Source organism: Leeuwenhoekiella aestuarii, from assembly GCF_004104055.1.
Lineage (GTDB): Bacteria > Bacteroidota > Bacteroidia > Flavobacteriales > Flavobacteriaceae > Leeuwenhoekiella > Leeuwenhoekiella aestuarii.
On record NZ_QOVJ01000001.1, the window covers coordinates 1,156,668 to 1,181,749 of the forward strand.

Here is a 25,082-nt window from a genome sequence, read left to right on the forward strand (position 1 = left end):
GAATAACTCGAATTTTTGTCAACTTATTTCAAGAGACGGGACACTATTTTAAAAGAGTACTAAATAGTTGTCTTTTTATAAAGTACATTATGTTATTTATGGTAATGCAACAGTTAATGGTTTTAAAAGTCATTTTAAAACTACTTAGAAGTAAAAAGCTCAGCGTTATTATGCCTGTTCTCAAAACCTTAATAAGTAGTTAGATTTTACTAACGCATTAAACCAAAAGATATGTTGAAAAGATATACGATCCTTCTAATTATTTTCATTGCTCATTATTCATTTAGTCAAGAAACTTTAGTCATTAAAGTCATAGATCAAGATTCTGAAAATCCAATATACGGAGCTTCCTTAAAAATCAATAATACCTTTGTGAATTTCTCTAATAAAAATGGGGAAATCAAGATTGATACCAAGGATATTATTCAAAGAAATGATACTCAATATTGTTTTTCACATATGTCATATGATACAGAATGCTTAACCTATAAAGAGTTAAAGGTATTAAATACAGTAAGTCTTAAATATCAATTAAATGAATTGGATGAAGTTTTATTGACTTATAATTCTGCAACTCCTTCAAATAAAGAAATTATAAAAAGGGCTAAGAATTTTTTTAAAGAGTCATTGGATAGAGGTTCGTATTGGTCTAAAATTAATCTAAAGGAAGTTTGGATGATGTATGATGTACCCCAGAGTTATCTTGAAATAGATGGTACTATTTTTATGAATTACGATTACTCTCCAAAAGCTATGTTTTGGGCTGATTTTATAATACCTAATAAAGTTAGAAGGATCGAAGAATCAACTACATTAAAAAGAAACGACTTAGATTCTAAAAGAAAAAAAGGAATTATTCAAAAAAGTGTTCATTTTGTAGGGAAAGATTTACTTTTTGCTTACCGAACCTATTTGAAATTACATCCTTTGGGAAAAAAATCAAATAGATTTTTTATTAATTTTTTAGATGAAGAGGAAATTAGAGGGAATAAATATTATGTCATAGAATATAGCAGAAATGAAAATCTAAATATAAAGGGTAGAGGTTTCTCTAAGAATTATGGTAAAATATGGATAAGTAAAAAAGATTATTCAATTTTTAAAGAGCAAATAAGTTTTCATTTTGAGACTTTAAAAAGCTTTACGATGAATATAGATCATACTACTTATGAGAATAAGTCTTACCCAACTAAAATTGAATCTATAAGTCATAGCTCAAAACTAGAAAAAGCTGTTTCTACAAAATCGATCTTGATGTTTGAAGAAATAGCTCCCAGTCATCGAGATTTTTTAGAAAATGACGGGACCGGTATTTCATTTCTTTATAAAAACTATCCTTACACAAAGGATTACTGGAATGCTAAACCTGCAAATATAAATCCATTTCAAAGTGAAATTGAAACCTTAGTAAGGACTGAAAATAGTGATGATATTTTTACAAATGGAAATTTATCTCCAATATATGATAATGAAAATAAAGTCACAAAATATTGGTATTCAATAAATAAAGACAAGTGGGACATTGTTAACAGGTTGTATGAGAAAGACTTCAAAAACGCAATGAACACTATAAAAATAAACTGAAACTCCTAAAATACATTTATTAATAAAGCCTTGTAAATTAAATGTTTAATAATCAGAATAGATACAAGCTTGAGAGAATCTTTTTGGCTGTAATATTAAATAACCTGATTAAAAACTATAAGGTTATTTAAGGCAATTAACTAATCTTAAATGAGCTTTTTAAAAGCAAAAAAACTCTCAATTTCTAGAAGAACATTTTACGGGATGGACTAGCCTTTTTACATGTTAAAACCGCTATGAAGTAAGTTGTGATTTCAGAAATCTGATTGTTCCATTTGAATAGGGAATTTTTAATCTGGAATATCAGAAAACTGAAACTCGCGAACAGAACTAAGTCCTCTTTAAGCTCACCAATAATTTGGTGGAAAGCAAATAGAGTAATCTATAATCTCTATATGCTGGTTGTTGGGTTTCTAAGTTTCTTTTCCAACTGTTTTGATTTCTTAAAATCGAAGGGGATTTCTGCTCCACATTTTACAGTTTATAGACTGAATTTTAAGTTATTTAAAAAAACGATTTCTTATTGATTGGATTTTTTTTAGTCTAGATGCTGCTAAAAATAGATTAGTAATGGAGTTGAAATCTACTTTATAGGTTTTGAATTTTTACGAAAATGTTTTTCTTCGAGATTTGAGGCTTTTTAGTCTACGCTTATATAGTTATCACGTAAGATAAGTCAATCTAAATATTATCAATTAGATAATATTCACTATCGAAATATGTGAAAACTAAATTTATAAATTAAATAATTTATTTTTTATCAAAAGTTTAATTTTTGAAAAGACATTTAGGTTAAATTTCTGAAATACAGCTTTTTAAGCTTTAAATTAGGTGTGTGTTTTTTTGTCCTAAACCTCAAATCTTACTGATATGTACTTGCACTATTTTGGGAAACAAAGTTTTACGAATCGAGCTGTAAATAAAGCTAATCGTATACTCATTAGTTCGTTTTATCAAAACGAAATTGAAAAACGATTGGATTTTATAGATGCGGCCTGTTTTTTACAAGAATTAAAATCCAATGAACCTCAACCTATCGAGGTGTTTAGTACCTGGGCTCCTTTTCGAACAAAAAAGGAAACAGTTCCCATTCAGGCCGATGCAATTCATATAAATCGCAGTCAAATTAGAAATTCCAGAAGGTTATTGATCGTTAAATTATTACAAGATTATACGTGTATACGATTAGGCTTGTTGGATTCCAGCCAAAATGAAGATCGGGCACGTGTGAATAGTATCATAGAAAAGCTTGCTAAATCCTATCTTTAGGATATTCATAATGTGAACATCAACAAGCTGATACTTTTTTGAAAAAGCGTGGTCGGTTATTCCAAATTATAAAATACAATTAATTCATTTGTAAGCATCTCTAAAGTTAGTTGCGGTTGTTAATTTGAACTTATTGGTTTTAATTTAGTCTTTCAGTGATTCCTCATCTATTGGGTTTTTTGGTCTAGATTCAGCTTAAAAGAGTTTAGCAGTAGCATAAATATCTACTTCTCAACACATTTCTATCCTATTCTTTTTTTACGTAAATTTCTTATTTACAATAGGTTCGGGTCTTCTTTTGATTGATCTGAATTTATAGGATTAAAATGGTAGAACTATGCATAAGAATTTTTCAGTCCTCTTTCTGCTTTTTATGGGTTTAAATAGTTTCGCGGCCGTTTTCAGTAATTCCGATTTGAATTCGGAAGATGTTAAGCGAAAAAGTGTATTGGCCCTTATGGTAGATAAGGTTGCACAAACGTATTTTGAGGCCACAGAGGCCCTTGGGGATGATATTCCAGATTTTGATTCCAGCAGAGTAAAGTTGTTGCTTGAAGGAATGCATCAGGCTACCGAACAGATGGTTACCCTTACCGCAGATGAAGAACGGCAAGAACGTTTTTTTAAGGAGAATTCAACATTTCAGGAAATCAGACAGCTTACATTACTCAATTTAAACAGGGCAAAGCACAATTTAATAAATGTTAAAACTAAAACACCAACTGCCCACTTTGCGAAATTTATCACAGTCCTGGATGCTGCACGAAGTTTTTGCGATCAATTAGTAATTATAGAAGGAAATGCAGAACGGGTAGCGTCATTAAGAAAATGGACGGTTTCTGTAGGAAAAAGTACTGCCGAAAAATTCGAGGAAAGTATGGGAGCCGACAATCTTACAATTTCGCAATGGCTTGGGGTTATGAAATGGGGAGGTGGTAAAACCGCTACCGAAGATTTGAGGGAGTTGGGTAGGAAAAATCAGGCTGTTTTAATAGAACTTAAAAAGAAAGAACGTGCATTCGTTAAAACCGGAGCTGTTGAAGAGGTCAAAGTATATGCAGATACCGTTGATGGAGTTCGGTATAGCTATGCTGATTTTCCGCCCGAAAGATGGTCGTTTTTATATTCACCTGATGCTGAATTGACAAAAGAGCTGATACGTTGGTTAGTGTATATTAACTCTGGAAATTCAAGTAGACTAAGCGATATGCTGAGCATAGGGATAGGTTCTGATAATTTTGATCATAATGTTTCTGAAATGCTCAAAACGGGTGCGAATATAAGAATACTAAAAGACGCTTATGATAATCAGGTGGTGCTTGAACTGAATAGTGAAATCATAACCGCCTCAAACTTTGGAGCGGTGTATTTGAGTACGGTAGGTATTAAAAACGATCAGATTGTCTATTACGGCAGTTCTAAGGATGAAAGAGACGTTAAGCAGGAGCTTCAGCCCATTCTGGTGCTAAAAAACATACAGGGGGATTTGCTAACTAAAATAAAGAAAGCTGTTGAAGACTTACGTTTGTCTCTAGGTAAGTATACATTACCTGACCTTGGTTTAAACCGGTATTGAGAGTGTTTTGAAATTTTAAATGTGGGATTCGAGCTAATCTGGGCTTACCTGTTTTTTCAGGGTTTTAAGTATAAACATCAAAACCTATGTAATTATTTTCTTTCATTAATAAATATCAGATTGATTTTAGAGATAAAAGTTACGCACTAGTAAATCTGAGATCTCTGAGGCATTCTGGTTCGTATGGAGTTGTCTATTTAGCTAGAATAGCTGCTCCAAACACCTTTGATATCGAAGAGATTTGATTTTTGCGTGATAAAACCACTACTATATCATTCACAAAAATGCGGGTATCCCCTTCCGGAATAATAATTTGATTGTTTCTTTTAATTAAGTTAATCAGGGTATCTGCCGGTAAGATTTTCTCTTTATTGAGGTCTTTTATTAATTTGTTTGCTATGGAAGACTGATGCTCAACGATAATTTCCAAGAGTTCAAAACCATCTCCTAAATCCAGAAATTCTTTTACATTAGGTCCTTGTACCGCTCTGTACAAATACCTTCCATTTAAACGATGCGGACTCTCAACGGTGTCAATACCAAGCTGTTCAAAAACCGGCAAAAGATCGTCATTGTTAACAGAGCTCACCAGGCGTTTAATCCCCATATCTTTTGCAAGAAGTATAACCAGTGCATTTACGGCATCATCGTGAGTCGTTACAATAATCGCATCTGCTTGTTCAGCCTTTGCTTCTTTTAGTATTTCGCAACGTGTGGCATCTCCGTGAATAACCACACAGTCAAAATTAGTAGCTACCCAGTTGGCGGCTTCTTTATCTTTCTCAATTACATAAACATTCTGACGGTCATTTAGGGCGGCTTCAATAATGTGTTTTCCGGTTCTTCCAGAACCTACGATGATAATATGCATAACTGTATTTTTTAAAATTAAGATTATAGTTTTCGTGCTTTGGTCCCGTAAAAGAATAAGCGTACCAGTACCAGCACCGGTATAATTTCAATTCGGCCGGCCCACATTTGCAGGATGTATACCGTTTCTAAAACCGGTGACATCGAAGGATCTGATATCCCGGAAGAAAGACCTACCGTTCCCTGTGCAGATGCCGCTTCAAACAGGGCATCAGCCAATGTAAAATCATCACTCATGTAGTACACGGTAAGCATGGTTGAAGCAAAAACGAACAGCAAATAGATTAACGTAAATATTCCGGCCCGGGCTAATTCTTCATTCATTTCCGCAGGCATCATATAGCGGTTGTTGAACTTGACGCTCTTAATGGTATTTTCAGAAAGAAAAATCTTATTGATGTGCCAGCGCAGTCCTTTTTGCAACAACAAAGCCCGTATGATTTTAATACCTCCCACAGTTCCTCCCGCAGAACCTCCTATAAGCATTGCCGCAGCAACGATAAAGAGGATTGAAAGATCACTCCAATCACCTATTGCTGAAGTTTGCCATCCGGTTGTAGAAAGTGCACTAATGAATTGAAAAATACCTTCTCTAAAAGGTTCCAGTACGGTGCCAGACTGCATCAGTAACAGCGACAATACAATACCGCCAACTACTGACGCGATTAGTACCGCCCGTGTTTGAATATCGCTCCAGACTTCACTGAATTTTTTCAGAATAATAAAGCGGTATAGAAAAGGAATAGAGAGTCCGCCCAGTAACATCGGAAGTAAAAAGAGCGTTTCCATTTGCTGAGAATGATAACCCGCTATACTGTCATCAAGCGTACTGAACCCTCCGGTAGATTGCCCGGCCATAGCATGGTTGATGGCATCAAAAAGATTTTCAGCTAACGGATAATCGGGCAAAATAAAATAGGTCCCAATGGCAATATAAAAAAACATGAGTATCGTAATGATGAAATAGACCTTCCATATAGAGCGTGCCGTCTCGATTACGTTTGTTTTTAGCTTGGTTCCGCTGGCTTCAGACCCATAGAGCAAAATAGCAGACTGTCCGGGAATGTGTTTAAACACAGCCAAAGCCATTACAATAAAACCGGCACCGCCCACCCATTGTGAAAAGCAGCGGTAAAAAAGGATGGCTTTACCTACCGAAGGCTCGTGATATGCCATTGTTAATCCGGTAGTGGTAAAAGCGCTGGTACTTTCAAAAATACAGTGCAGGATGTTTTTAAAATTGAGAATACTCGACTCGGTATACGAAGCTCCTACAGGTATGAATTCATTAATAACTTTAAGAGGGGTGATGTGTGCAATCACAAAATAGGGTATCGCACCCATAATGATAATGCTAAGCCAACCCAGCGCCGCGATAATAAGAGACTGCTGGTATTTAGGTTCTTGCGCCTCACTCAGGAGCTTATACACAACATATCCCAGACCGGAAGTTAAAATTCCCGAAGTGGCAAACCCTAATAAGGAGTACCATTCTTTGTAAAGGATAGCTACCAGACATGGGACAAGCATAACACCTCCAAGAATAATCAGAAGGCTTGAGATTTGTTTGATAATTGTCTTATACATGTGGATTCAGGTTAGTGCCAAATTGTTGTAGAAGCATTTGAAGTTGAAGAAGTAGGGTGTTCAGTTCTTCAAAAACCTTCAGGTTTTGCCGGGTAGTCGTCACATACTTTTGAAGGGGAACAAGTTTACCCGAAAAATCAAGTTCTTCCTCGCTTGAAAGGACTTCTCCCATCAACCTGTTCAATTCTGAATCAACTCCTTGAATGGTGAGTGTGGAGTTGGTTAGATTGCTCACCTTTCGCATTTGAAATAAAATAGCGACAAGCATCTTTGCCTTTGATTGTTCCATCCTACTGAATTTTTAAAAAAGGGTTGAAACTGTGTGTTCTACCCTTAATTAAGAAGTCGGGTTTGAGGAGTAAACTGTAATGATCATCTATACAGTCTTCAACTCCCTTAAAAACCTTAGCTTCTTAGACAATACAAAGTTGAGGCGAAAAGAATATGTATAAAATCAAAGAAATGGCAACCGGTATAAAGATTTTATAAAGACTATTGAAAACGGTAGCCTACGCCACTCTCGGTAATGAGGTGTTGGGGATTGTTTGGGTTTTCTTCTATTTTCTTCCGAAGTGACCCCACAAATACTCTTAGGTATTGCGTTTCGGTCTGGTAGCCATAGCCCCAAACTTCTTTTAAGATGTATTGATGGGTAAGTACCTTACTTTCATTTTTAGCAAAAAGAGCCAGTAAGTTATATTCGGTAGCCGTGAGTTTTACAATCTCGTTATTGCGTTTTACAATACGCGCTACCAGATCAATTTCCAGTTCGTTGGCAGTAACTACAGATGCGTTAACTGTGGTCTGGCTTCTGCGTATTGCAGCTCTGATTCGGGCGAGGAGTTCGCCTGTTCTAAAAGGTTTGGTCAAATAATCTGTAGCACCGGTATCTAGGGCAGATACGATGTCTTTTTCATTATCCAATACAGAAAGAATGATTACAGGCTTGGCGTACCAGTGCCGGAGTTCGCTTAAAACCTGGTGCCCGCTCTTATCGGGTAGCCCTATATCTAGAATAATGAGATCTGGAGGATGATTAGCCGCCATTAAAATCCCTTCTTTAGCAGTACGCGCCTGCACTACTTTATAGTCATTGCTTTCCAGATTGATCTGAAGCAATTTCTGTATTTGGGGCTCATCATCAATAATGAGAATCTCGGCTTTATTCATGTTCAAAATCTTTTAAAGCAAGTGTTTTAGATGGAATACATACATTGAAAAGAGCGCCACCTGTTTTCTTATTTTCTAAGGATATGGTTCCCGCCAAAGCCTCGGTAAACCCTTTAGCAATTGAAAGACCTAATCCCGTACCACCGGTAGCCTGATTATTGAGCTTGTAAAATTTATCAAAAGCAACAGGAATACTCGCTTTAGGAAAACCATTCCCATTGTCGGAAACACTAATTTTTAAAGATTGATCTTTAAGACGTGCTTCGATTAATATGGTGGTTTGCTTCGGAGTATGTTGCAACGCATTGTAAACAAGATTTTGAAGAATGGTTTCCAGAAACCCACCATCTGTCCAGACCAGATCCAGATTTTTCTGCGGCGTAAAGACTAATTGATGATTTGCGACGTGTTCCTGGTTTTGTTTCAGCACATTAAAAATTAGCTCATTGACATCAAACCAGTCAAAAGAGGGCTTTAAGATCCCAGCTTCGAGTCGACTCATATTCAACAGGTTTTCTACCTGCCTGTTTAACCGCGAACCTGCAATTGAAATCTCATCGTACAATTCCTGTTTATGCGTTTCAGAAAGTTTGGCTTTTTGATCCTGTATGGTATCTATAGAACCGATTATGGTTGCAATAGGAGTTCGTAACTCATGAGAAAGTGAATTTAAGAGAATGTTATACAGGTTTATGGTCTTGGTCTTTTCCTCTTCGTCCCTTTTCTTACTGTTGTAATCTCTAATTTTATAGGTCAGTACTGCATTGACCAAAGCCAAAATCAAGTACATAAAAAACATCAGTACATCTTCGGTACTTACTATTTTAAAGGTGTAAAGTGGTGTAATAAAACAGAAATTGAGCAGTACGGCACTGCTTAAAGCTGTAATTAAAACCGGCCAAATATCAAAAAGCATGGCGCTTATCGAAACTACAAGCAAATAAATCAAAGCTACTCCCTGATATCCAATATGGTGAATTGATAATTGAGAAATAAGCGTTGCTGCGACAATGAGTAAGCCGCTTATCAAATACGGATTCGATCTTTTATAGATTGTTAAAGGCATCAAATTCCTGTTTCTACGAAGTTACTTTAGATTCTATAAAGATTTTATAAAAAATAAGCAGTTTGCATAGTCAGACATTCAAGTCACTCTTTTTATAAAAGCTATCCTCAATTCTAAATTTTAAATACCGGCAACCGAAAAGAAAACACATATCGGGAGAAAGATCGCCCGCACCCGTGAGCTGCTCGGGATGAAATAAGAAACTCTTACTCAAGAGCTGGCGATCAGTAATCAAAGTGTTTCGCATGTCGAGCAGGGTGAAGCCTTAAAGGTCACTTTTTGAAGAACACGCTCTGATCAAATATTTAGCGGATGAAAATGAAGGTTCTCATTGGAATAAAAGGAGAAGGTTATAATGGAGAAGTTGTATTTCCTCAAAAAGAAACTAAAAGTTGGATTGAATTAAGGTGCAAAATAATGAAACAAATAAATTAAAAAATACGTTTGGTAACACCGATAACCGTTGCACAAGCCCCTAATTCTTATAAAATCTCATTTATTTAAACCGTCCCGATAGCTATCGGAATGAGCGGTTTTCTAGTTTTAGGCCTTTTGTGAATTAGCAACATGAAGTCCCTTTAAAATAGACTTATACTCCTGATTTAACGTCATTGCAAACTTTAAAAACAAACCGAGCATTCCTGCCCACTTTTCATTCGGTTTTGCGTGAATTTCATTCTAGATACTAATCTTACTTTATACGTTATCATGGACTAGGAATAGGCTTTTGCGGTCTGGACGGGACTCGAACTGATCTGGGAGTACCAGTGTTTTCAGGGCTTTAGAAAATGCTATTTTCAATGACTCACCGAATCGTACACCTACATTTAAACTTTAACATTTTTAACATTTCGTTTAAATTCCTTTTGTCCTACTTGAAAGTAGCTGATTTAATCACGAATAAATGATGAAGATTTATTCTGATGAATAGGGACATATTTTTCAATGATATATTCGGTCACAGCTTTTAAGGTTTTCCCGTTTACCGGATGAACTCCTGGAGCAGTATAGTATTCAATTTCTCCATTTTCATTCTTATAATACCAGACCAATGGCTTTTGATTCTGTTCAGAAAAAAATGAGGTCGTGATATCTACATCGATACGTCTAAAGTTCTCAAACCGTTTTTGATCATACGGTTCAATTGCAGTTCCATATTCAGAATAGGAACCTGCAGAGCAGGATATTTCTTCGTATACAGTTCCGTTCCAGGTCATGCATTTTACAGGCGCGCCTGGTTCGGATGCTTTATTCTCAGCGATAAAATAAAACGCAATAATTAGCGTAAGGGCAAACGTCCCAAAAATAGAGATCGAACGCCAATTTTTTTGATTCGTTACAGTTGCTGTGCCTACGGATGAATCTTCATTTTCGTCTTTCTGGCTTATATCAGGTGGATCATTTACGCGTTCCTTTGCTTTGTTTTTCTCAACGAACTCAGCATAATCCTTATAATCCAAATATTTACAAAACTCTTCAACTGTATTTGCAGTAGGCATATTGCCTTTAGCTCTTCTTCTTATGTATTTGTCGTAAGCCCTTTCAACGGTTCGGTAGCTCAAATCGGTTGCCGCCTCAACTTCTTTAGCCAAAGCATATTTTTTATGTGAAGCGGATCTGTTTCTGGCTTTCTCAAATACTTCTTCAGTGATTTTCTCTATATAGAATTCATCCATTATCCTAAAAATACAAATTATATATAGACATCTACTAGACACATACCTCTGTAAAGTCCTGTATTTATTGATGTCTAAAAGTTGTCTAAAACAAGTCTAGCACTTGTCTGCAACTACACGTTTAGCTTCCCTTTACTTTGTCCCAGAGAATGATTGCTGCTATGTGTTGCTAACATAGCTTTTCTAGAACAAGCATTCTTACGGAAATCTATAATGCAGTGGTTAAGGCCAATTTGGAAAGTAGCTAAAGGCTGCTGCATAAGATTTCCACTTTCCAAAAAAAACAAGAGGAGTACTCCAAAACTCAATGGTGGCTGTAAAGCAAAAAGCTGGGAAAACCCCGGACGGCCACCCCTTTGTTTAATCACAAAATTTATAAAAGGATGAAAAAAATAATACTGGCCATATTCATTGTGGCATTAAACGGGGTGATCACCTCGTGCAGCGCAGACGCTTATGAAGAAAATTTGATTCACGGCACTCAGGCCACTGAAGGGGATGATGGGAATGTAACTCCACCCCCTCCACCACCCCCTCCACTTGAAGAGGTTAACTAAGAAGTCTAAAAAGAAAAGGTTTATGCCAACTGCATAAACCTTTTTTAGTAGTTTTAGATTAAAAACTAATTTGTATCGCCAACTATACCTACTACTTTTTGCTTTCATATGCTTCTCTTGTGAAGAGCATTTAAAATTTGGCAGACAAGGTTCTGAATTTGAAAACGACAGTATTTACGTTTATTATCAAAACGCACAGGACAAAGAATACACGTTAGCTGAACGGCTTGATTATACTAATAAGGCACTTCAAGCCATTTCCGATTCTAAATCGGATTCTCTATACCCACCTATACTTTATCAAAAAAGTTGGCTGCATTTTTCAATGGGACAATACGATAGTCTGGTAAGAAGTGATCAACTTCTCTATACTGTAGCAGCTACTAGTAATACGGTTAAAATTTTGGGAATGCAAAACTATCTTATGGGGTATTATTTTGAAAGAGTTTCTCAAAAACCCGATAGTGCGTTTGTGCGCTATAACAGATCCAGATACTACTTTCAAAAGGTCAAAGACAATAACTGGCAGGGAATAAATTTGTTGAATATGGGAACTATTCAAAAAGATCAAAATGATTTTTTTGGTAGTAAGGAAACCCTTACTGAAGCGATTCAATATTTATCGGATAGTCAAGACTATAAATCCATCGCTTCGGCTTATAATACCTTAGGCACAGATCATCGAAAGCTTTATAATTATGATGATGCATTAAATTATTATTTCAAAGCAATTCAAACCTCAGAATCTAAAGAAGATGTTTTGATATACAAAAATAATTTGGCTACAGTTTATATGGATCTAAAAGACTTTGAGAAGGCCGTATCCCTATTAAATTCTATTGCTCAGGATTCGATAACTGACACAGGTGAATATGCTCGGGTTTTAGATAATTTAGGCTATGCCAAGTGGTTGTCAGGTCAATCTGTAGAATCGAATGCATTTTTGATGCCTCTTGAATTGCGTAAAGGGGAGGGGGATAAACGGGGTCTGCTTTCCAGTTATACGCATTTAGGCGCGTATTATAGTTATCCGGAACCGGAACGTGCGGCACTGTATTTAGATACGGTTATCCGACTTTCTAAAGAGCTTAAAGCTCCGCGCGCTGAGCAGGATGCTCTTAAGTATAAGATGGAACTTTTTCCTAATCGTATTGCCTTACGAGATCGATATATTTTTTTACAAGACAGCCTTTATAAACATGAACTCAAGGTCAAAACCCAGTTTGCTAAATACAAGTATGATGACCGCATCAAGCAGGAATCGATACTACGGCTTGAAAAGGAGAATGCCGAAGCCGAACTTGAGGCGGAAAAAGAACGTAATATAAGGTATTGGTTTCTTGGAGGTACCGTTTTGTTGGTCATTGTATTGGGGATTGGATATTATTCAAATAGACAACGCGTTAAACGTTTAAAAGCTCAAAATCGTGCAGATCGGGTTGAGGCTTCTTTTGCTACCGAAGCAGCTCTGTCACAACGTTTACACGATGATTTTGGGGCCGGTTTACACCATTTGATGCTTATGGTGCAAAGTAAAGCTGATCCAGAAAAAATACTCGACGAACTTGATAAGCTCTATCAACAAAGTCGGGATTTTTCCCGAGAGATCAATGCCGTAGATACCGGTGTAAATTTTAAGGAGGCTCTTTACTCCATGCTTGACTCACATAAACCAGAAGAAACACGCCTGCTTATTGTGGGTGGTAAAGATATATCCTGGCAATCCCTGAACAATGTGACCAAAATAACGCTTTATAAAGTAATACGGGAGCTGTTTATCAATATGAGCAAACATAGCCAAGCCAGCCTTGTCACTTTAAATCTTATGCACCACGCAAAAGAACTTGAAATTCGGTATTCAGACAATGGTGTAGGGATTGATACTTCTAAAGGATTTGAGAAAAACGGACTTTTCATTACAGAAAAGCGTATGGAAGCCATCGGAGGAACCATTACTTTTGATTCGGATCAAGACAAAGGATTTAAGTCTGTGATCAGAATACCCAATTATTAAAGAGTCTTTTTATGTTTCAAAAAGTTTTGATCGCAGAAGATTTTCAGGGAGACAACAAGAGTATTGTTGATACCTTAAAATCAGAATTAAATATCGCAGAAATTCAGGAAGAGTATTATTGTGATAAGGCATTTAACCGCCTTAAAGCAGCTCTCAATAATCAAGAGGCCTATGACCTGCTTATAACCGATCTTTCTTTTAAAGAAAACCACATCCCTCAAAAGTTAACCTCTGGCGTCGCATTGATCGATGCTGCCAGAAAGGTACAACCCGACTTAGGGATCATCGTAAATTCTATGGAGGAGAATCCGGTTAAAATCAAATCCCTTTTTGATACGTATCATATTAATGCTTACGTGTGTAAAGGCAGGCAAAGTCTTGATGAATTAGTTAAAGCAATGCACGAAATAGGAAATGGAAACACATATCTATCTCCTCAAATTGATCTCAATACAGCTAAGAATGTATTTGAACTGGATGAGCTGGACTTGTTCATTTTAAAAAATCTAGCTGAAGGTTTCAGCAAAAAAGAGATTCGTTTTAAACTCAAGCAGAAAGATTTAAAGCCCAATAGTGAAAGCACCATTGATAAGCGGGTAAGCAACCTCTTTACAGAATTTGGAGCCAAAAATTCAACAGAGCTCGTGGCAAAGCTCATTCGGGATGGTCTGATTTAATTCAGGCTAAATTTCGCAAAAACCGGTAAGTGGTCTGAAAGATTACGAGCCTGATCCAATTGATCACAAGTCAATACAAAGTCCAACACTCCGCTTTCCAGAAAAATTATTTCTTTCGAATAAAATATATTGTCAATCGCATAATTCAGGTAATTTAATCCAATACACTCTCTCTTGAGTGTGGTCTTTTGGTCGACTAGAACGGGAGTAAACCCCTTACTTTTTAATACATCAAATACGGGGTCCTGCTCCATAACGTTAAAGTCTCCTGCTAAAAGTACAGGGCCTTTTATAGCGTTGACAATATGGTGCGAAATGGCACTTATTTCGGTCTCTGGATTTTTATTATGAGGTCTTGAATGAAAATTTATGACCTTTAAGACCTTTTGATCTAAATAGAAATTTATAGTAAAGGGTTCGCGCTCTACTTCAGAATCCAACGCTGCGATTAACGTGCCTCTGTTTTTGATTTTTATGTTCGTCGTTCTCCAAATAAAGGCATAACGCTCGGTGACATATTTAGAACTGTTTGTTGGATTACTGATTACGTAATCCCATTTTGAGCCTTTTCGATTTAGAATATCTGTGAGTCTTGCTACGGCCTGTGCTCCACCGTAACCCGCTACTACTTCTTGAATAGCAACAATGTCTGCCTCCCTTACGATTTCGGCAATTTGCTCAAGTTCTTTACTGTTTTTGGTTTTTCCAAAGTCTCTAATGTTCCAGGACACTAGGGTGAGTTCTTGCTGTTGAGCAAAGGACGCTAAAGAATATAGAAGGAGTAGGAGTAACTGAAAATATGCTTTCATAAAAAATTGTGTAATCCTTTTCTATTCAAAATAAAGATAGTTTTAGTAGTATGGTTTACAGAATTCTGAATGATTTAAATTTTATAAATATTTTTTGTGTTAAAATAGACACCAATAAATCGAAAGGAAAGAGATAATATTAAAAGTAATATAGACAAAAAGTTCTTGAAATGAGGTGCTATTCGGATATGGAGAAGGCTTCAACTAAATCTACAAGTCAATTTTGAATCTAAAGTGATAATCTTTAAGTGACTTGCTTAAATAAATTACTGTTGAATAATAGCCACAGAATTATTTTATCATTTTTAAAGGTCTCTCTAATTTTCTGGAAAGCAATACGCATTTGGGACTCAACTGTTTTAACTGAGATGTCTAATTTTTCCGCAATTTCTTGATATTTGAGTCCATCAACTTTATTTAATAATAAGATAGTTTTACATTTTTCAGGAAGCAGATCAATGGCTTTTCTTAACTCCAATATTTTGTCGTGAAGAATTTCCTCATTATTTATCTCATCAATTATCGCATTGTGTTGTAGTTCTTGAATATAATTTCTTTGATTTTTAAGTTTTTTCTGAGAGTCAAGAAATAAATTATAACCAATCGTAAAAAGGTAACTCTTTGTAGATTTTGAGATATCAATTTTCGCTCTATTTGTCCAAAGTTTAATAAATGCTTGTTGAGTAAGATCTTCTGCCTCGTCTTTGTCAAAGGTTAGTGAGATAATATATGAAAACAGAGATGCATAATTGGTTTTAAAAAAAAATCTGAAGGCTTCCTCATCACCATGTATTATTCGTTGAAGCACGATTTGTTCTTGCATTAGGAAAACGTTTAGAAGTTGGTATTAAAAATAATAAATAATAAAAAAATGAATATTATTTAAGGGTTTTTGCTAAATGGCCGTATTATAATAAACAAATAGCTCAATTGGATAATTTAATCGTAAAATATTTATCAAACTCTTTAACCGAAGAAGAAGCAGGAATCCTTCTTGAGTGGTTACAATATGATGAAAATAAAGAAAAATTTAAGAAATATGTTCGATTAAATCATAACATTAATTTAACACTTCAAGATGTTGATGCAGAAAAGGCTCTAATAGAAATTTTTTCAAAAATTGATAAATCACAAGCGCCTCGTAAATTTAAAAGGTTCAAAAAGCGTAGAATTTATAATTCTCTATATGCAGCTGCAGCCATAATTATATTATTAATAGGAGTCTGGTCAATAAGCAATTTAATTCAATCAGGATACAATGGTGAAAAAATAACTCCTTTAGCAGAGATGCCAATTACAATCAGTTTAGAGAATGGGGAAATGATTGCAATCAATACAAAAGACAGCTTAGTTAAAGATGGTAAACGAGTTATAGCTAGTCAAAACGCTTATAAGCGACAACTGAATTTTCATCAGATTTCCTCGACTTCTCTTAGTAGTGGTGTGAGATATTTGAAAATTCCTAATGGAAAGAAGTATACTGTAATTCTTGAAGATAGTACAGTTGTTTATCTCAATAGCGGAGCTACATTAAGATTTCCGGGGTCATTTAAAGAACAAAGTAAAAGAGAAGTCAATTTGACTGGGGAAGCCTTTTTTAAGGTCGCTAAAGATGAAGAACATCCTTTTGTGGTAAATACTCTTGGAGTATCAGTTGAAGTATTAGGGACAAGTTTTAATGTTTCGTCTTATAAAAATTCTGAACTGTCTGAAGTAGTTCTGGTTGAAGGAAAAGTTAACATGATTGTTAATAGTGATAAGGCAGGTACTATTTTGAAGCCTGGGTATAAGGGGGCATATTCTAAAGCTAATGATATTATAGAAACGGCAAAAGTAGATACTGAATTATATACTTCTTGGATATACGGGAAACTGATCTTTAGAAATAAAACGTTGAATGAAATTTTAAGTACGTTAGAGCGCAACTTTAATGTTGAAATTGAAAACAAAAACGTCTCTCTAAAAAGTGAGAAATTAAACGCTACCTTCAATGAAAAGGAAAGCTTGCAGCGTATTTTGTATTATCTCAAAGAAGCTTACAATATAAAATATACCGTACAAGGTAAAAAGATTATAATCAATTAAAGACTCAATGCGTATGATGTAAAAACAAACAAAATCCAACGTATTCTTTAAAAACAAAAAACCGAAGAATGCTCCAACATGCTTCGGTTTATATAGAATGCGATTAACTTAATTAATCACACAAAAAACTATTCAAAATTATGAAAAAATTTCTTTTTCAAGAAAGATATTTTCATCTTCCTAAATTTGACCTTAAGATGAAATTGAGTGTTGTCTTCCTATTATGTACTCTATTTTCAATGAATGCAAGTCATACGTATTCTCAAGGTGACGCAATATCTCTAGATATTAAAAATCAAAAGCTTTCAAAGGTACTCGAAGATATTGAGCAGCATTCAGACTACAACTTTGTCTATAAATTAAATGATATCAATACGGATCGACCTATTTCTTTACAAGTCAATAAACAGAAAATTGAGCGTGTTTTAAAAATGCTGTTTGATGATTCTGATGTGAATTACCGAATCATTGATACACAAGTTTTTTTAAAAAGAAAGTCTTCAATCATCTCAGAACCACTAACGAATACGACTGAAAATAAAAATTTTCAAACGCTAATAAAAGGTTTTATTAAGGATGAATCAGGTACTCCATTACCCGGAATTACGGTCATGGAAAAAGGAACGGCAAATGGGACATCAACTGATTTTGATGGAAATTATGAGATCACTGTTCCAGAAAATGCAGTCTTGGTTTTTTCTGGCGTAGGTTTTAAGACTCAAGAAGTTCCTGTTAACAGCAAAACTTCGATCGATATTCAAATGATGAATGATGTTGAAGAGCTTGAAAGTGTTGTTGTTACAGCATTAGGCATAAAGAAAGAGGAACGTGCATTAACCTATGCAGTAAGCGAGGTTGATGGAGAAAGTTTTACCCAGGCTAAAGAGGTTAATCTAGCTGATGCACTTTCTGGTAAAATAGCCGGTGTAAGTGTTTCTAATTTATCTACAGGTGCTGGAGGTTCAAGTAGGGTGACAATAAGGGGGAACACCTCTTTATCTGGGGACAACCAGCCCTTATATGTAATTAATGGTATGCCCATGGATAATACCACCTTAGGAGGAAGCGCTTCAACAAGTGGTGGTGGGTTTAATATTGACCATGGTGATGGAACAGGAGGTATCAACCCGGATGATATAGAAACTATTAGTGTTCTAAAGGGGGCTACGGCTGCAGCTTTATACGGATCTCGTGCCTCAAATGGAGCAATAATTATCACAACAAAAAAAGGAACTCTAAATAGTGGGATCGGTATAGAGTTTAATTCAAGTTTTACCATTGATTCACCAATGGATCTTACTGACTGGCAATATGAGTACGGAATGGGGAATGGTGGAGAGAAACCTATTAATCAGTCTGAAGCGGTTACTTGGGGGCGTAGAAATTGGGGGGCACCCATTGATGGGTCAACATTTATTGCTTTTGACGGGCTAGAGCATCCATATACTGCCAAAAAAGATAATATCAAGAACTTTTATAATACAGGTTCAACTTTTATAAACACAATTGCGCTAAGCGGAGGTGGAGAAACTACGAGTTACAGATTTTCTGTGTCAGACACTGATAATAAAGGTGTTATACCCAATAACACCTTTAATCGTAGGATTTTCAGTTTAAATATGAGTTCAAAAATTGGTGAAAAACTTGATCTTGAAGGCTTGGCGCAATTTAATACATCAAAAGCATATAACAAAGCGAGTGCGGGGGATGCAACCGGAAATCCTAACTGGGTGAATATGTTAGCCAATACAGTAGATGTGCGTTGGCTAGATCCTGGGTATGACGAACAGGGGAATGAAATTCAATGGAATGAAACCCCATATGCCTCAAACCCTTATTTTGTAGTCAACAGGTTTCAAAACAAAGAAGATAAAGAACGCTATTTAGGACAGTTTGCTTTAACCTATCATTTGTTAGAAAATCTATCAGTCAAGGGTTCCGTAAGTAAGGACTTTACAGATTTTAGTTTCACTGCAATTTTACCTACAGGAACACAATATACTAATAATGCGGCAGGTGAATATCACGGATTTGATGTTACTGTTAGTGAACTCAATAGTATGCTTACTGCTAATTATAATGCAGACCTAACTGATAACATCAATTTAGGTGCCGTGGCTGGTGGCAATATTAGAAAGTATGAAAATAAGCAAACCTCCTATGATGGGACGCAGTTCATCATACCTTTTTTCTACAGTTTTACCAACTTAGAAACGAGTACGGCAATTCCTAATACGCGTCGACTAACTACAAATTCACTTTTTGCTTCTTTAGATTTAAGTTATAAAAACTTTCTTTACTTGAATGCTACAGCTAGAGAGGATTGGTTTTCTACTTTGACAGCTTCAGACGGTAGCGATAGTGATAACAATATTTTTTATCCTTCAGTTGGTGCAGGATTAATATTTACCGAAGTTTTAAATCTCCCTCAATGGTTTAGCTACGGAAAATTGAGAGGTTCCTGGGCTCAAGTAGGAGGAGGGCTACCAGATCCATATACCCTGAATGAGAGTTATACCATGATACCTAGCAGTGGTCAGCCTCTTCAACAAGTAACTCAAGTTTCAGGACAACGCTTATTAGCTAATTCAAACTTACGCCCTTATACGTCTACGACTTTCGAGTTGGGATTAGAGACCAAAATGTTTCAAAATAGATTGGGACTTGATGTAGCTGTTTACAAGAAGACCACAACAGATGATATTGTTAATGCTCAAATACCGGTAACTACAGGTTATGAATATACTTATTTCAATGTTGGAAAGGTTGAAAATAAAGGAATCGAATTATTACTAAGTGGAAAACCTATTAAGAATGAAAATTTTGTTTGGGAGGCTTCTTATAATATGGCCTATAACAAAAATGAAGTCATTCAACTTGCTGAAGGGATTAATACTATCTCTGTAGCAAACTCTGTTGGGAATTGGGCTGAAATTCATCATGAAGTAGGAGAACCTTTTGGAATTATAAAAGGGTATTCAATTCTTAGAGATGAAAATGGAGAAATAGTTTTTGATACGTCTTCAGGCCTACCTATGAAAAGCGAATTAAAAAAGATAGGCAATTCTGTTGCACCTTGGTCAATGGGTTTCAATAATACATTTAGATATAAAAACCTATCTCTTAATATTTTAGTAGATGGGAAATTTGGAAACGATATTTTTTCTGTACTTAATGTTTATGCAACTCGATTTGGTTTGTCAAAAAGAACACTTGAAGGAAGAGTAGATGGGTTAAGTTTAAGTGGAGTCGATATGCAGGGTAATCCGTATAGCAATTATATCCCTTCAACAGATATACGTAACTATTATCAAAATTCAAAAAATTACTCAGACCAGTTTATTTACGATGGCAGCTTTGTAAAGCTTAGACAGGTGATTTTAAGCTATAATATACCTGTTGAAAAGATAAAGCTTTTCAAAGTTCAAGCTGCCTCTCTTTCCTTCGTAGCCAGAAATCTACTTACCCTTTACAGTAAGACAGATAATTTCGATCCCGAGTCTTCTTATACCAATAGCAATGCACAAGGATTTGAGTCTTTTTCTCAGCCAAGAACTAGAAGTTATGGGCTTAACCTTAAGTTTAATTTTTAATACAATATTCAATGAAAAATTTATATATAAAATATATTTCGCTGATCATGGTACTTTGTATTGTAAGCTCTTGTGATGAGGGTTTTGATGAAGTTAATACAAATCCAGATGCTTCAACGAGTATTGAAGCAGAGTATATGTTTACCAAAGCCATGTATGATGCACTAAATAATAGTACAGGTACGGTATACGAATTTTCAGCAGGTGGGTTTGTTCAGCACTTTGCTACCTATTTAGAAGTGCCGGGTCTTGGAGATAAATATGTCTATACTTCAGGCGCTTATCCGTATGCGTATTTTAATGGCGCTTATGTAGATGGGGTAAATGAAATTAGTAAAGTTTTAAATGCCGTTGAAGATGATCCTGATGAAGTTAATAAATATGCAATAGCGTTAATTTGGCAGGCTTATATTTTTCATCGAATTACTGATCTGTATGGTATGATTCCTTATAGCGAAGCCACTACAGCATATGCATCTTCAAACTTCGCTCCGGTTTACGATACGCAGCAAACTATTTACTTGAGTATGCTGTCAAATCTGGAATCGGCAATTTCAAGTTTTGACGCTAGTAAAGAGTCCTTTAATGAGGGGGATTTATTATATGCTGGAGATACTTCCAAATGGGAGAAATTTGCAAATTCTCTAATGCTTAGGTTGGCCATGAGGCTCACTAAAGTTGATCCAACTACTGCTCAGCAATGGGCTCAAAAAGCTATTGCGGGTGGTGTTATAGAGGATGAAACTGATGATGCAATAATTGACTATGTCGGTGGACAAGTGATCAATAGTAATCCTATTTCTTTTCAATTAAGAAATAATAATTATAGTGCATCAAATCAAGGAACTAGCAATACGGAAGGAGGAAAGTACTCAGATACATTTATAGGCTATTTGAAGGATAGTGATGATCCTAGATTAAATTCTATTGCTGCCGTATGGGTAGATGGAGTTCAGGTTACGGACACCGATTTGCAACAAGGTATGCCTAATGGTTTGAATAACAGACCTGATAATTTTGCGTCACTTTCTGAACCCAATTTATCTACCATTCTAAGCCTATCCTCTTCCCTGATGGTCATAGGTAGTTCTGAAATGAACTTATTATTAGCAGAAGCATCTATTAGGGGATGGGAATCTGGTGATGCAAAATCCTATTATGATAAAGCCATTCACAGCTCAATGAATACTATGGGGCGTCTATATGGCACAGAAGCATCAATCTCTGAAGAAGCAATTGAACAATATATTGCTACGAAACCATTTCCAACCGGTTTTGATGCGCAAATGGAGCACATACATACTCAATTCTGGGTATCGGTTTTTCCAGATGAAATAGAAGTTTATTCCAATTGGAGAAGAACCAATTATCCTGTATTGACACCTGTAAACGTTACTGGTAATTTAACCGGAGGTACAATCCCAAGACGACTTACTTATCCACCGGGTGAAATAAGTGTAAACTCAGAAAATTATAACCAAGCAATCTCTGCACAAGGAGTCGATAACTTCACGACCAGAATATGGTGGGATGTTGCTGAATAAAAATAGAATAAAATGAAAGTAGAAAATAAAAGAAGAAACGTGTTGAAAAAAGTAGCTGCATCAATCTTTGGATTTGCAGGTGCAGCTGCATTTGGCAATAACTTGACACCGGTTATCAATAAGGATCTTTCTATATCTCATAACACAGATGATGTGGAAAATCAAGAGATACCATTGTTTTCAAGTTCTGTAGTTCATAATGGGTTAGTTTATATAGCAGGAAAAGGAGCTCATTTTGAAGGTGATATCAAGGATCACACAGAATTTGTTCTTGATGAATTGAAAAAGGAGCTTGAGAAAGCCGGTTCTTCGATGGAAAAAGTTCTAAAAGTGAATGTCTACTTAGCTGATCTCAATGATTATAAAGCTATGAATGAAGTATATCGAGGCAAGTTTGGAAAGAAACCCCCGGTAAGGACGACAGTCGCTGTTTATGGCGGCGTACCTGGAGATTCACTCGTCGAAATTGACTGTATAGCCGCTCTAAAATAAACCCATGATACATAGAAGAAAAGTTTTAAAGCAACTGGCAGTTTTGCCGGTTGCAGGGAGTCTTGTGCCCATTGATATGTTCTCGCCTCTTGTTCATGATTCTGATAAAGAGTCTGTTAACCCGTTAAAGAGAGATTATTTTAAAGAATTGGGGGTGAGAACTTTTATTAACGCAGCGGGAACGTATACGTTTATGACGGGCTCATTGATGAGACCTGAGGTTGTGGAAGCTATAGCAAATACCTCTGATGATTTTGTTAACCTTAATGAGTTACAGGACAAAGTTGGTGCACGCATTGCAGAATTACTCGACTGTGAGGCTGCTACAGTTACTTCTGGAGCAGCATCTGCAATTTCTCTAGGAACTGCGGGCTGCATATCTGGAACCGATCCTAAAAATGCAGCACTTTTACCACATATAGACACTACCAAACTCAAAAGTGAGGTAATTATGCAACGTAAGCATTCAATTGAATATGCACATGCTATTGAAGTGAGCGGGGCTAAGGTGATATATGTAGACACTAAGGAAGAGTTAGAAGCGGCGATTAATGAGAAAACTGCTATGTATTACTTTGTTAATTTCTTGAATTACGAAGGTCAAATACAATGGCAAGAGGTACTAGATATATGCCAAAAGCATAATGTACCCACGATGATTGACTGTGCAGCAGATGTACCCCCTGTAGAAAATTTGTTCAAGTTTCAAAAAATGGGGTTTGACATGGTATGTTTTTCAGGAGGCAAGGGATTGAGGGGGCCTCAAAGTGCTGGAGTACTTTTAGGTAAAAAGAAATATATAGATGCAGCACGATTAAATGCGCCACCATTTGGAGAGACCATCGGCAGAGGGATGAAAGTCAATAAAGAAGAAATAGTTGGCATGCTTGTAGCTATTGAAGATTTCCTTAACAGGAATCACGAAGAGGATTGGTTGCTATGGGAAAAGCAAATAGAATTAATAAAGGATAGTGTTTCTTCTTTCGAGTCTATGAAGACTGAGGTGGTTGTTCCAGAATTAGCCAACGTGGTCCCCACTTTACATTTAAAGTGGGATAATCGTGTGTTAAAAATAACAGGAGATCAACTCAAAGACGCCATGCGAATGGGACATCCTTCGATTGAGATCGCTGGTGGAGGTAGTAATTCGGTAAGTGTTACAACCTGGATGCTTAAGCCAGGTCAAGAGCGAATAGTCGCAACTAGATTGAATGAAATTTTTAACGCTAAATCAGAAAAAAATCATGCTAAATAAAAAACTACTGATTAAAATAGTACTCGTATGTATTCTAGGTAATTACAATACTGTTTTATCTCAACAATATGATTTAATTCTTAAGGGTGGAAGTGTAATCAATCCTAAAGATGGTAAAAGAGCGTCTATTTATGATATAGCTGTTTTAAATGATACCATTGTAGCTATTGATAAAAAAATTGCAGACTCAAAAGGTAAAAAGGTTGTTGATTTAAAAGGATATTATGTTACTCCCGGATTAATAGACTTACACAGCCATCATTTCTTTGGTACCAAAGAAAATCATTACTTAAATGAGGGATTTCACGCAGTAGCACCTGATGGATTTACCTTTAGATCTGGAGTAACCACTGTAGTGGATGCAGGGAGTCCAGGTTGGAAGAATTTCGAAATTTACAAGAATACAATTATCAAGCATTCCAAAACAAGAATTTTATCTCTACTTAATATAGTAGGAGAAGGTATGCGGGGTGGAGTTTGGGAACAGAACTTAAATGATATGGATGCTAAAATGACGGCACTAACCATTCAACAGAATCCTGAACTTGTAGGTGTTAAAGTTGCTCATTATTCAGGAGAAGAGTGGACTCCAATAGAACGCGCAGTGGAGGCCGGTGAGTTAGCGAATGTTCCCGTTATGATTGATTTCGGAGGCCATCAACCTCCGCTCTCTCTCACTAAACTATTGATTGAAGAACTTAGGCCGGGAGATATCTTTACGCATATGTACGCTAATCTTTCAAGTGTGCGAATGACCATTCTAGACCCTGATACTAAAAAGCTTTATGATTATGCGGTTAAGGGTAGAGAAAGAGGCATTATATTCGATGTTGGACACGGTGGAGGAAGTTTTGCATTTGCTCAAGCTGTTCCTGCAATGTCGCTAGGATTTTACCCAGATACGATCAGTACAGATTTGCATACGGATAGTATGAATGCAGGAATGAAAGACTTACTTAATATAATGTCAAAGTTTTTAAACCTTGATATGCCATTTGAGGCCATAATAGATGCAACAACTTGGCGCCCGGCACAAGTTATTCAGCGTCCTGAACTGGGTAAATTAGAAGTTGGAGGGGTTGCTGATATTGCTGTTTTGAGTATTCAAAAGGGAGATTTTGGTTTTGTTGATAGCGCAGGGATGAAAATGAAAGGAGATGAAAAAATTCAATGCGAAATGACCATCAGAGCGGGAGAAATTGTCTATGACCTAAACGGTCTTGCAAGTGAACTATGGAATCAAACAGCTCAATAACAA

General features: G+C 36.0%; 20 protein-coding genes. 12 read left to right on the plus strand and 8 right to left on the minus strand.

Features of this window, described 5'->3' with window-relative positions; genetic code table 11:
- Positions 1-231: 231 nt before the first annotated feature.
- The 3 genes from DSM03_RS05110 (at position 232) to DSM03_RS05120 (ending at position 4,429) form a co-directional block, all read left to right on the plus strand.
- Complete coding sequence (locus DSM03_RS05110) at positions 232-1,584, plus strand: hypothetical protein (RefSeq protein ID WP_128759914.1); 1,353 nt, start codon at positions 232-234, stop codon at positions 1,582-1,584.
- Positions 1,585-2,454: 870 nt separating this feature from the next.
- Positions 2,455-2,853, plus strand: coding sequence for a hypothetical protein (locus tag DSM03_RS05115; RefSeq protein WP_128759915.1), 399 nt, complete (start codon positions 2,455-2,457; stop codon positions 2,851-2,853).
- 337 nt (positions 2,854-3,190) lie between these two features.
- Positions 3,191-4,429 carry a hypothetical protein gene (locus tag DSM03_RS05120; protein ID WP_128759916.1) on the plus strand — a complete coding sequence of 413 codons (1,239 nt, stop codon included), beginning with the start codon at positions 3,191-3,193 and terminating at the stop codon, positions 4,427-4,429.
- 193 nt (positions 4,430-4,622) lie between these two features.
- On the opposite strand, the gene DSM03_RS05125 is transcribed toward DSM03_RS05120, so the two are convergent.
- The 6 genes from DSM03_RS05125 to DSM03_RS05150 all read right to left on the minus strand — a co-directional run bounded on the left by DSM03_RS05125 (position 4,623) and on the right by DSM03_RS05150 (position 10,798).
- Complete coding sequence (locus tag DSM03_RS05125; RefSeq protein ID WP_128759917.1) at positions 4,623-5,300, minus strand: potassium channel family protein; 678 nt, start codon at positions 5,298-5,300, stop codon at positions 4,623-4,625.
- A 23-nt stretch (positions 5,301-5,323) separates the two neighbouring features.
- Entirely contained in the window at positions 5,324-6,886 is a 1,563-nt protein-coding gene (locus DSM03_RS05130) for a TrkH family potassium uptake protein (RefSeq protein WP_128759918.1), read from the minus strand.
- Positions 6,879-7,175 (minus strand): hypothetical protein, encoded by a 297-nt coding sequence (locus DSM03_RS05135; RefSeq protein ID WP_128759919.1) that lies wholly within the window; start codon positions 7,173-7,175, stop codon positions 6,879-6,881. The genes DSM03_RS05130 and DSM03_RS05135 overlap by 8 nt, the downstream gene beginning before the upstream one ends.
- 203 nt (positions 7,176-7,378) lie before the next feature.
- Complete coding sequence (locus tag DSM03_RS05140; RefSeq protein ID WP_128759920.1) at positions 7,379-8,056, minus strand: response regulator; 678 nt, start codon at positions 8,054-8,056, stop codon at positions 7,379-7,381.
- Complete coding sequence (locus tag DSM03_RS05145) at positions 8,049-9,122, minus strand: sensor histidine kinase (protein WP_128759921.1); 1,074 nt, start codon at positions 9,120-9,122, stop codon at positions 8,049-8,051. Before DSM03_RS05145 ends, DSM03_RS05140 begins: the two co-directional genes overlap by 8 nt.
- 890 nt (positions 9,123-10,012) lie before the next feature.
- The gene (locus DSM03_RS05150) at positions 10,013-10,798 is read right to left on the minus strand and encodes a hypothetical protein (protein WP_128759922.1); all 786 of its coding nucleotides are present in this window, start codon (positions 10,796-10,798) and stop codon (positions 10,013-10,015) included.
- Positions 10,799-11,181: 383 nt separating this feature from the next.
- On the opposite strand from DSM03_RS05150, the gene DSM03_RS18965 reads away from it, so the two are divergent.
- The 3 genes from DSM03_RS18965 to DSM03_RS05160 all read left to right on the plus strand — a co-directional run bounded on the left by DSM03_RS18965 (position 11,182) and on the right by DSM03_RS05160 (position 14,046).
- Positions 11,182-11,355, plus strand: coding sequence for a hypothetical protein (locus tag DSM03_RS18965; RefSeq protein ID WP_161567053.1), 174 nt, complete (start codon positions 11,182-11,184; stop codon positions 11,353-11,355).
- Between the two features lie 70 nt (positions 11,356-11,425).
- Positions 11,426-13,369, plus strand: coding sequence for a tetratricopeptide repeat-containing sensor histidine kinase (locus DSM03_RS05155; protein ID WP_128759923.1), 1,944 nt, complete (start codon positions 11,426-11,428; stop codon positions 13,367-13,369).
- Positions 13,370-13,380: 11 nt separating this feature from the next.
- On the plus strand, positions 13,381-14,046 hold the full coding sequence (locus DSM03_RS05160; protein ID WP_128759924.1) for a response regulator transcription factor: 666 nt from the start codon (positions 13,381-13,383) through the stop codon (positions 14,044-14,046).
- Here the strand turns inward: DSM03_RS05160 and DSM03_RS05165 are convergent.
- Positions 14,043-14,855, minus strand: a complete 813-nt coding sequence (locus tag DSM03_RS05165; RefSeq protein ID WP_128759925.1) for an endonuclease/exonuclease/phosphatase family protein — start codon at positions 14,853-14,855, stop codon at positions 14,043-14,045. The genes DSM03_RS05160 and DSM03_RS05165 overlap by 4 nt on opposite strands.
- A gap of 244 nt (positions 14,856-15,099) precedes the next feature.
- Entirely contained in the window at positions 15,100-15,678 is a 579-nt protein-coding gene (locus tag DSM03_RS05170) for an RNA polymerase sigma factor (protein ID WP_128759926.1), read from the minus strand.
- A 107-nt stretch (positions 15,679-15,785) separates the two neighbouring features.
- Here DSM03_RS05170 and DSM03_RS05175 point away from each other — a divergent pair, with 107 nt between their 5' ends.
- The 6 genes from DSM03_RS05175 to DSM03_RS05200 all read left to right on the plus strand — a co-directional run bounded on the left by DSM03_RS05175 (position 15,786) and on the right by DSM03_RS05200 (position 25,079).
- Positions 15,786-16,940, plus strand: a complete 1,155-nt coding sequence (locus DSM03_RS05175) for a FecR family protein (RefSeq protein ID WP_128759927.1) — start codon at positions 15,786-15,788, stop codon at positions 16,938-16,940.
- 140 nt (positions 16,941-17,080) lie between these two features.
- Positions 17,081-20,533, plus strand: a complete 3,453-nt coding sequence (locus tag DSM03_RS05180) for a SusC/RagA family TonB-linked outer membrane protein (RefSeq protein WP_128759928.1) — start codon at positions 17,081-17,083, stop codon at positions 20,531-20,533.
- 11 nt (positions 20,534-20,544) lie between these two features.
- Positions 20,545-22,077 (plus strand): SusD/RagB family nutrient-binding outer membrane lipoprotein, encoded by a 1,533-nt coding sequence (locus DSM03_RS05185; RefSeq protein WP_128759929.1) that lies wholly within the window; start codon positions 20,545-20,547, stop codon positions 22,075-22,077.
- A 12-nt stretch (positions 22,078-22,089) separates the two neighbouring features.
- Positions 22,090-22,569, plus strand: coding sequence for a RidA family protein (locus DSM03_RS05190; protein WP_128759930.1), 480 nt, complete (start codon positions 22,090-22,092; stop codon positions 22,567-22,569).
- A 4-nt stretch (positions 22,570-22,573) separates the two neighbouring features.
- On the plus strand, positions 22,574-23,824 hold the full coding sequence (locus DSM03_RS05195; RefSeq protein ID WP_128759931.1) for an aminotransferase class V-fold PLP-dependent enzyme: 1,251 nt from the start codon (positions 22,574-22,576) through the stop codon (positions 23,822-23,824).
- On the plus strand, positions 23,814-25,079 hold the full coding sequence (locus DSM03_RS05200; RefSeq protein WP_128759932.1) for an amidohydrolase/deacetylase family metallohydrolase: 1,266 nt from the start codon (positions 23,814-23,816) through the stop codon (positions 25,077-25,079). The genes DSM03_RS05195 and DSM03_RS05200 overlap by 11 nt, the downstream gene beginning before the upstream one ends.
- The last annotated feature ends 3 nt before the right edge of the window (positions 25,080-25,082 follow it).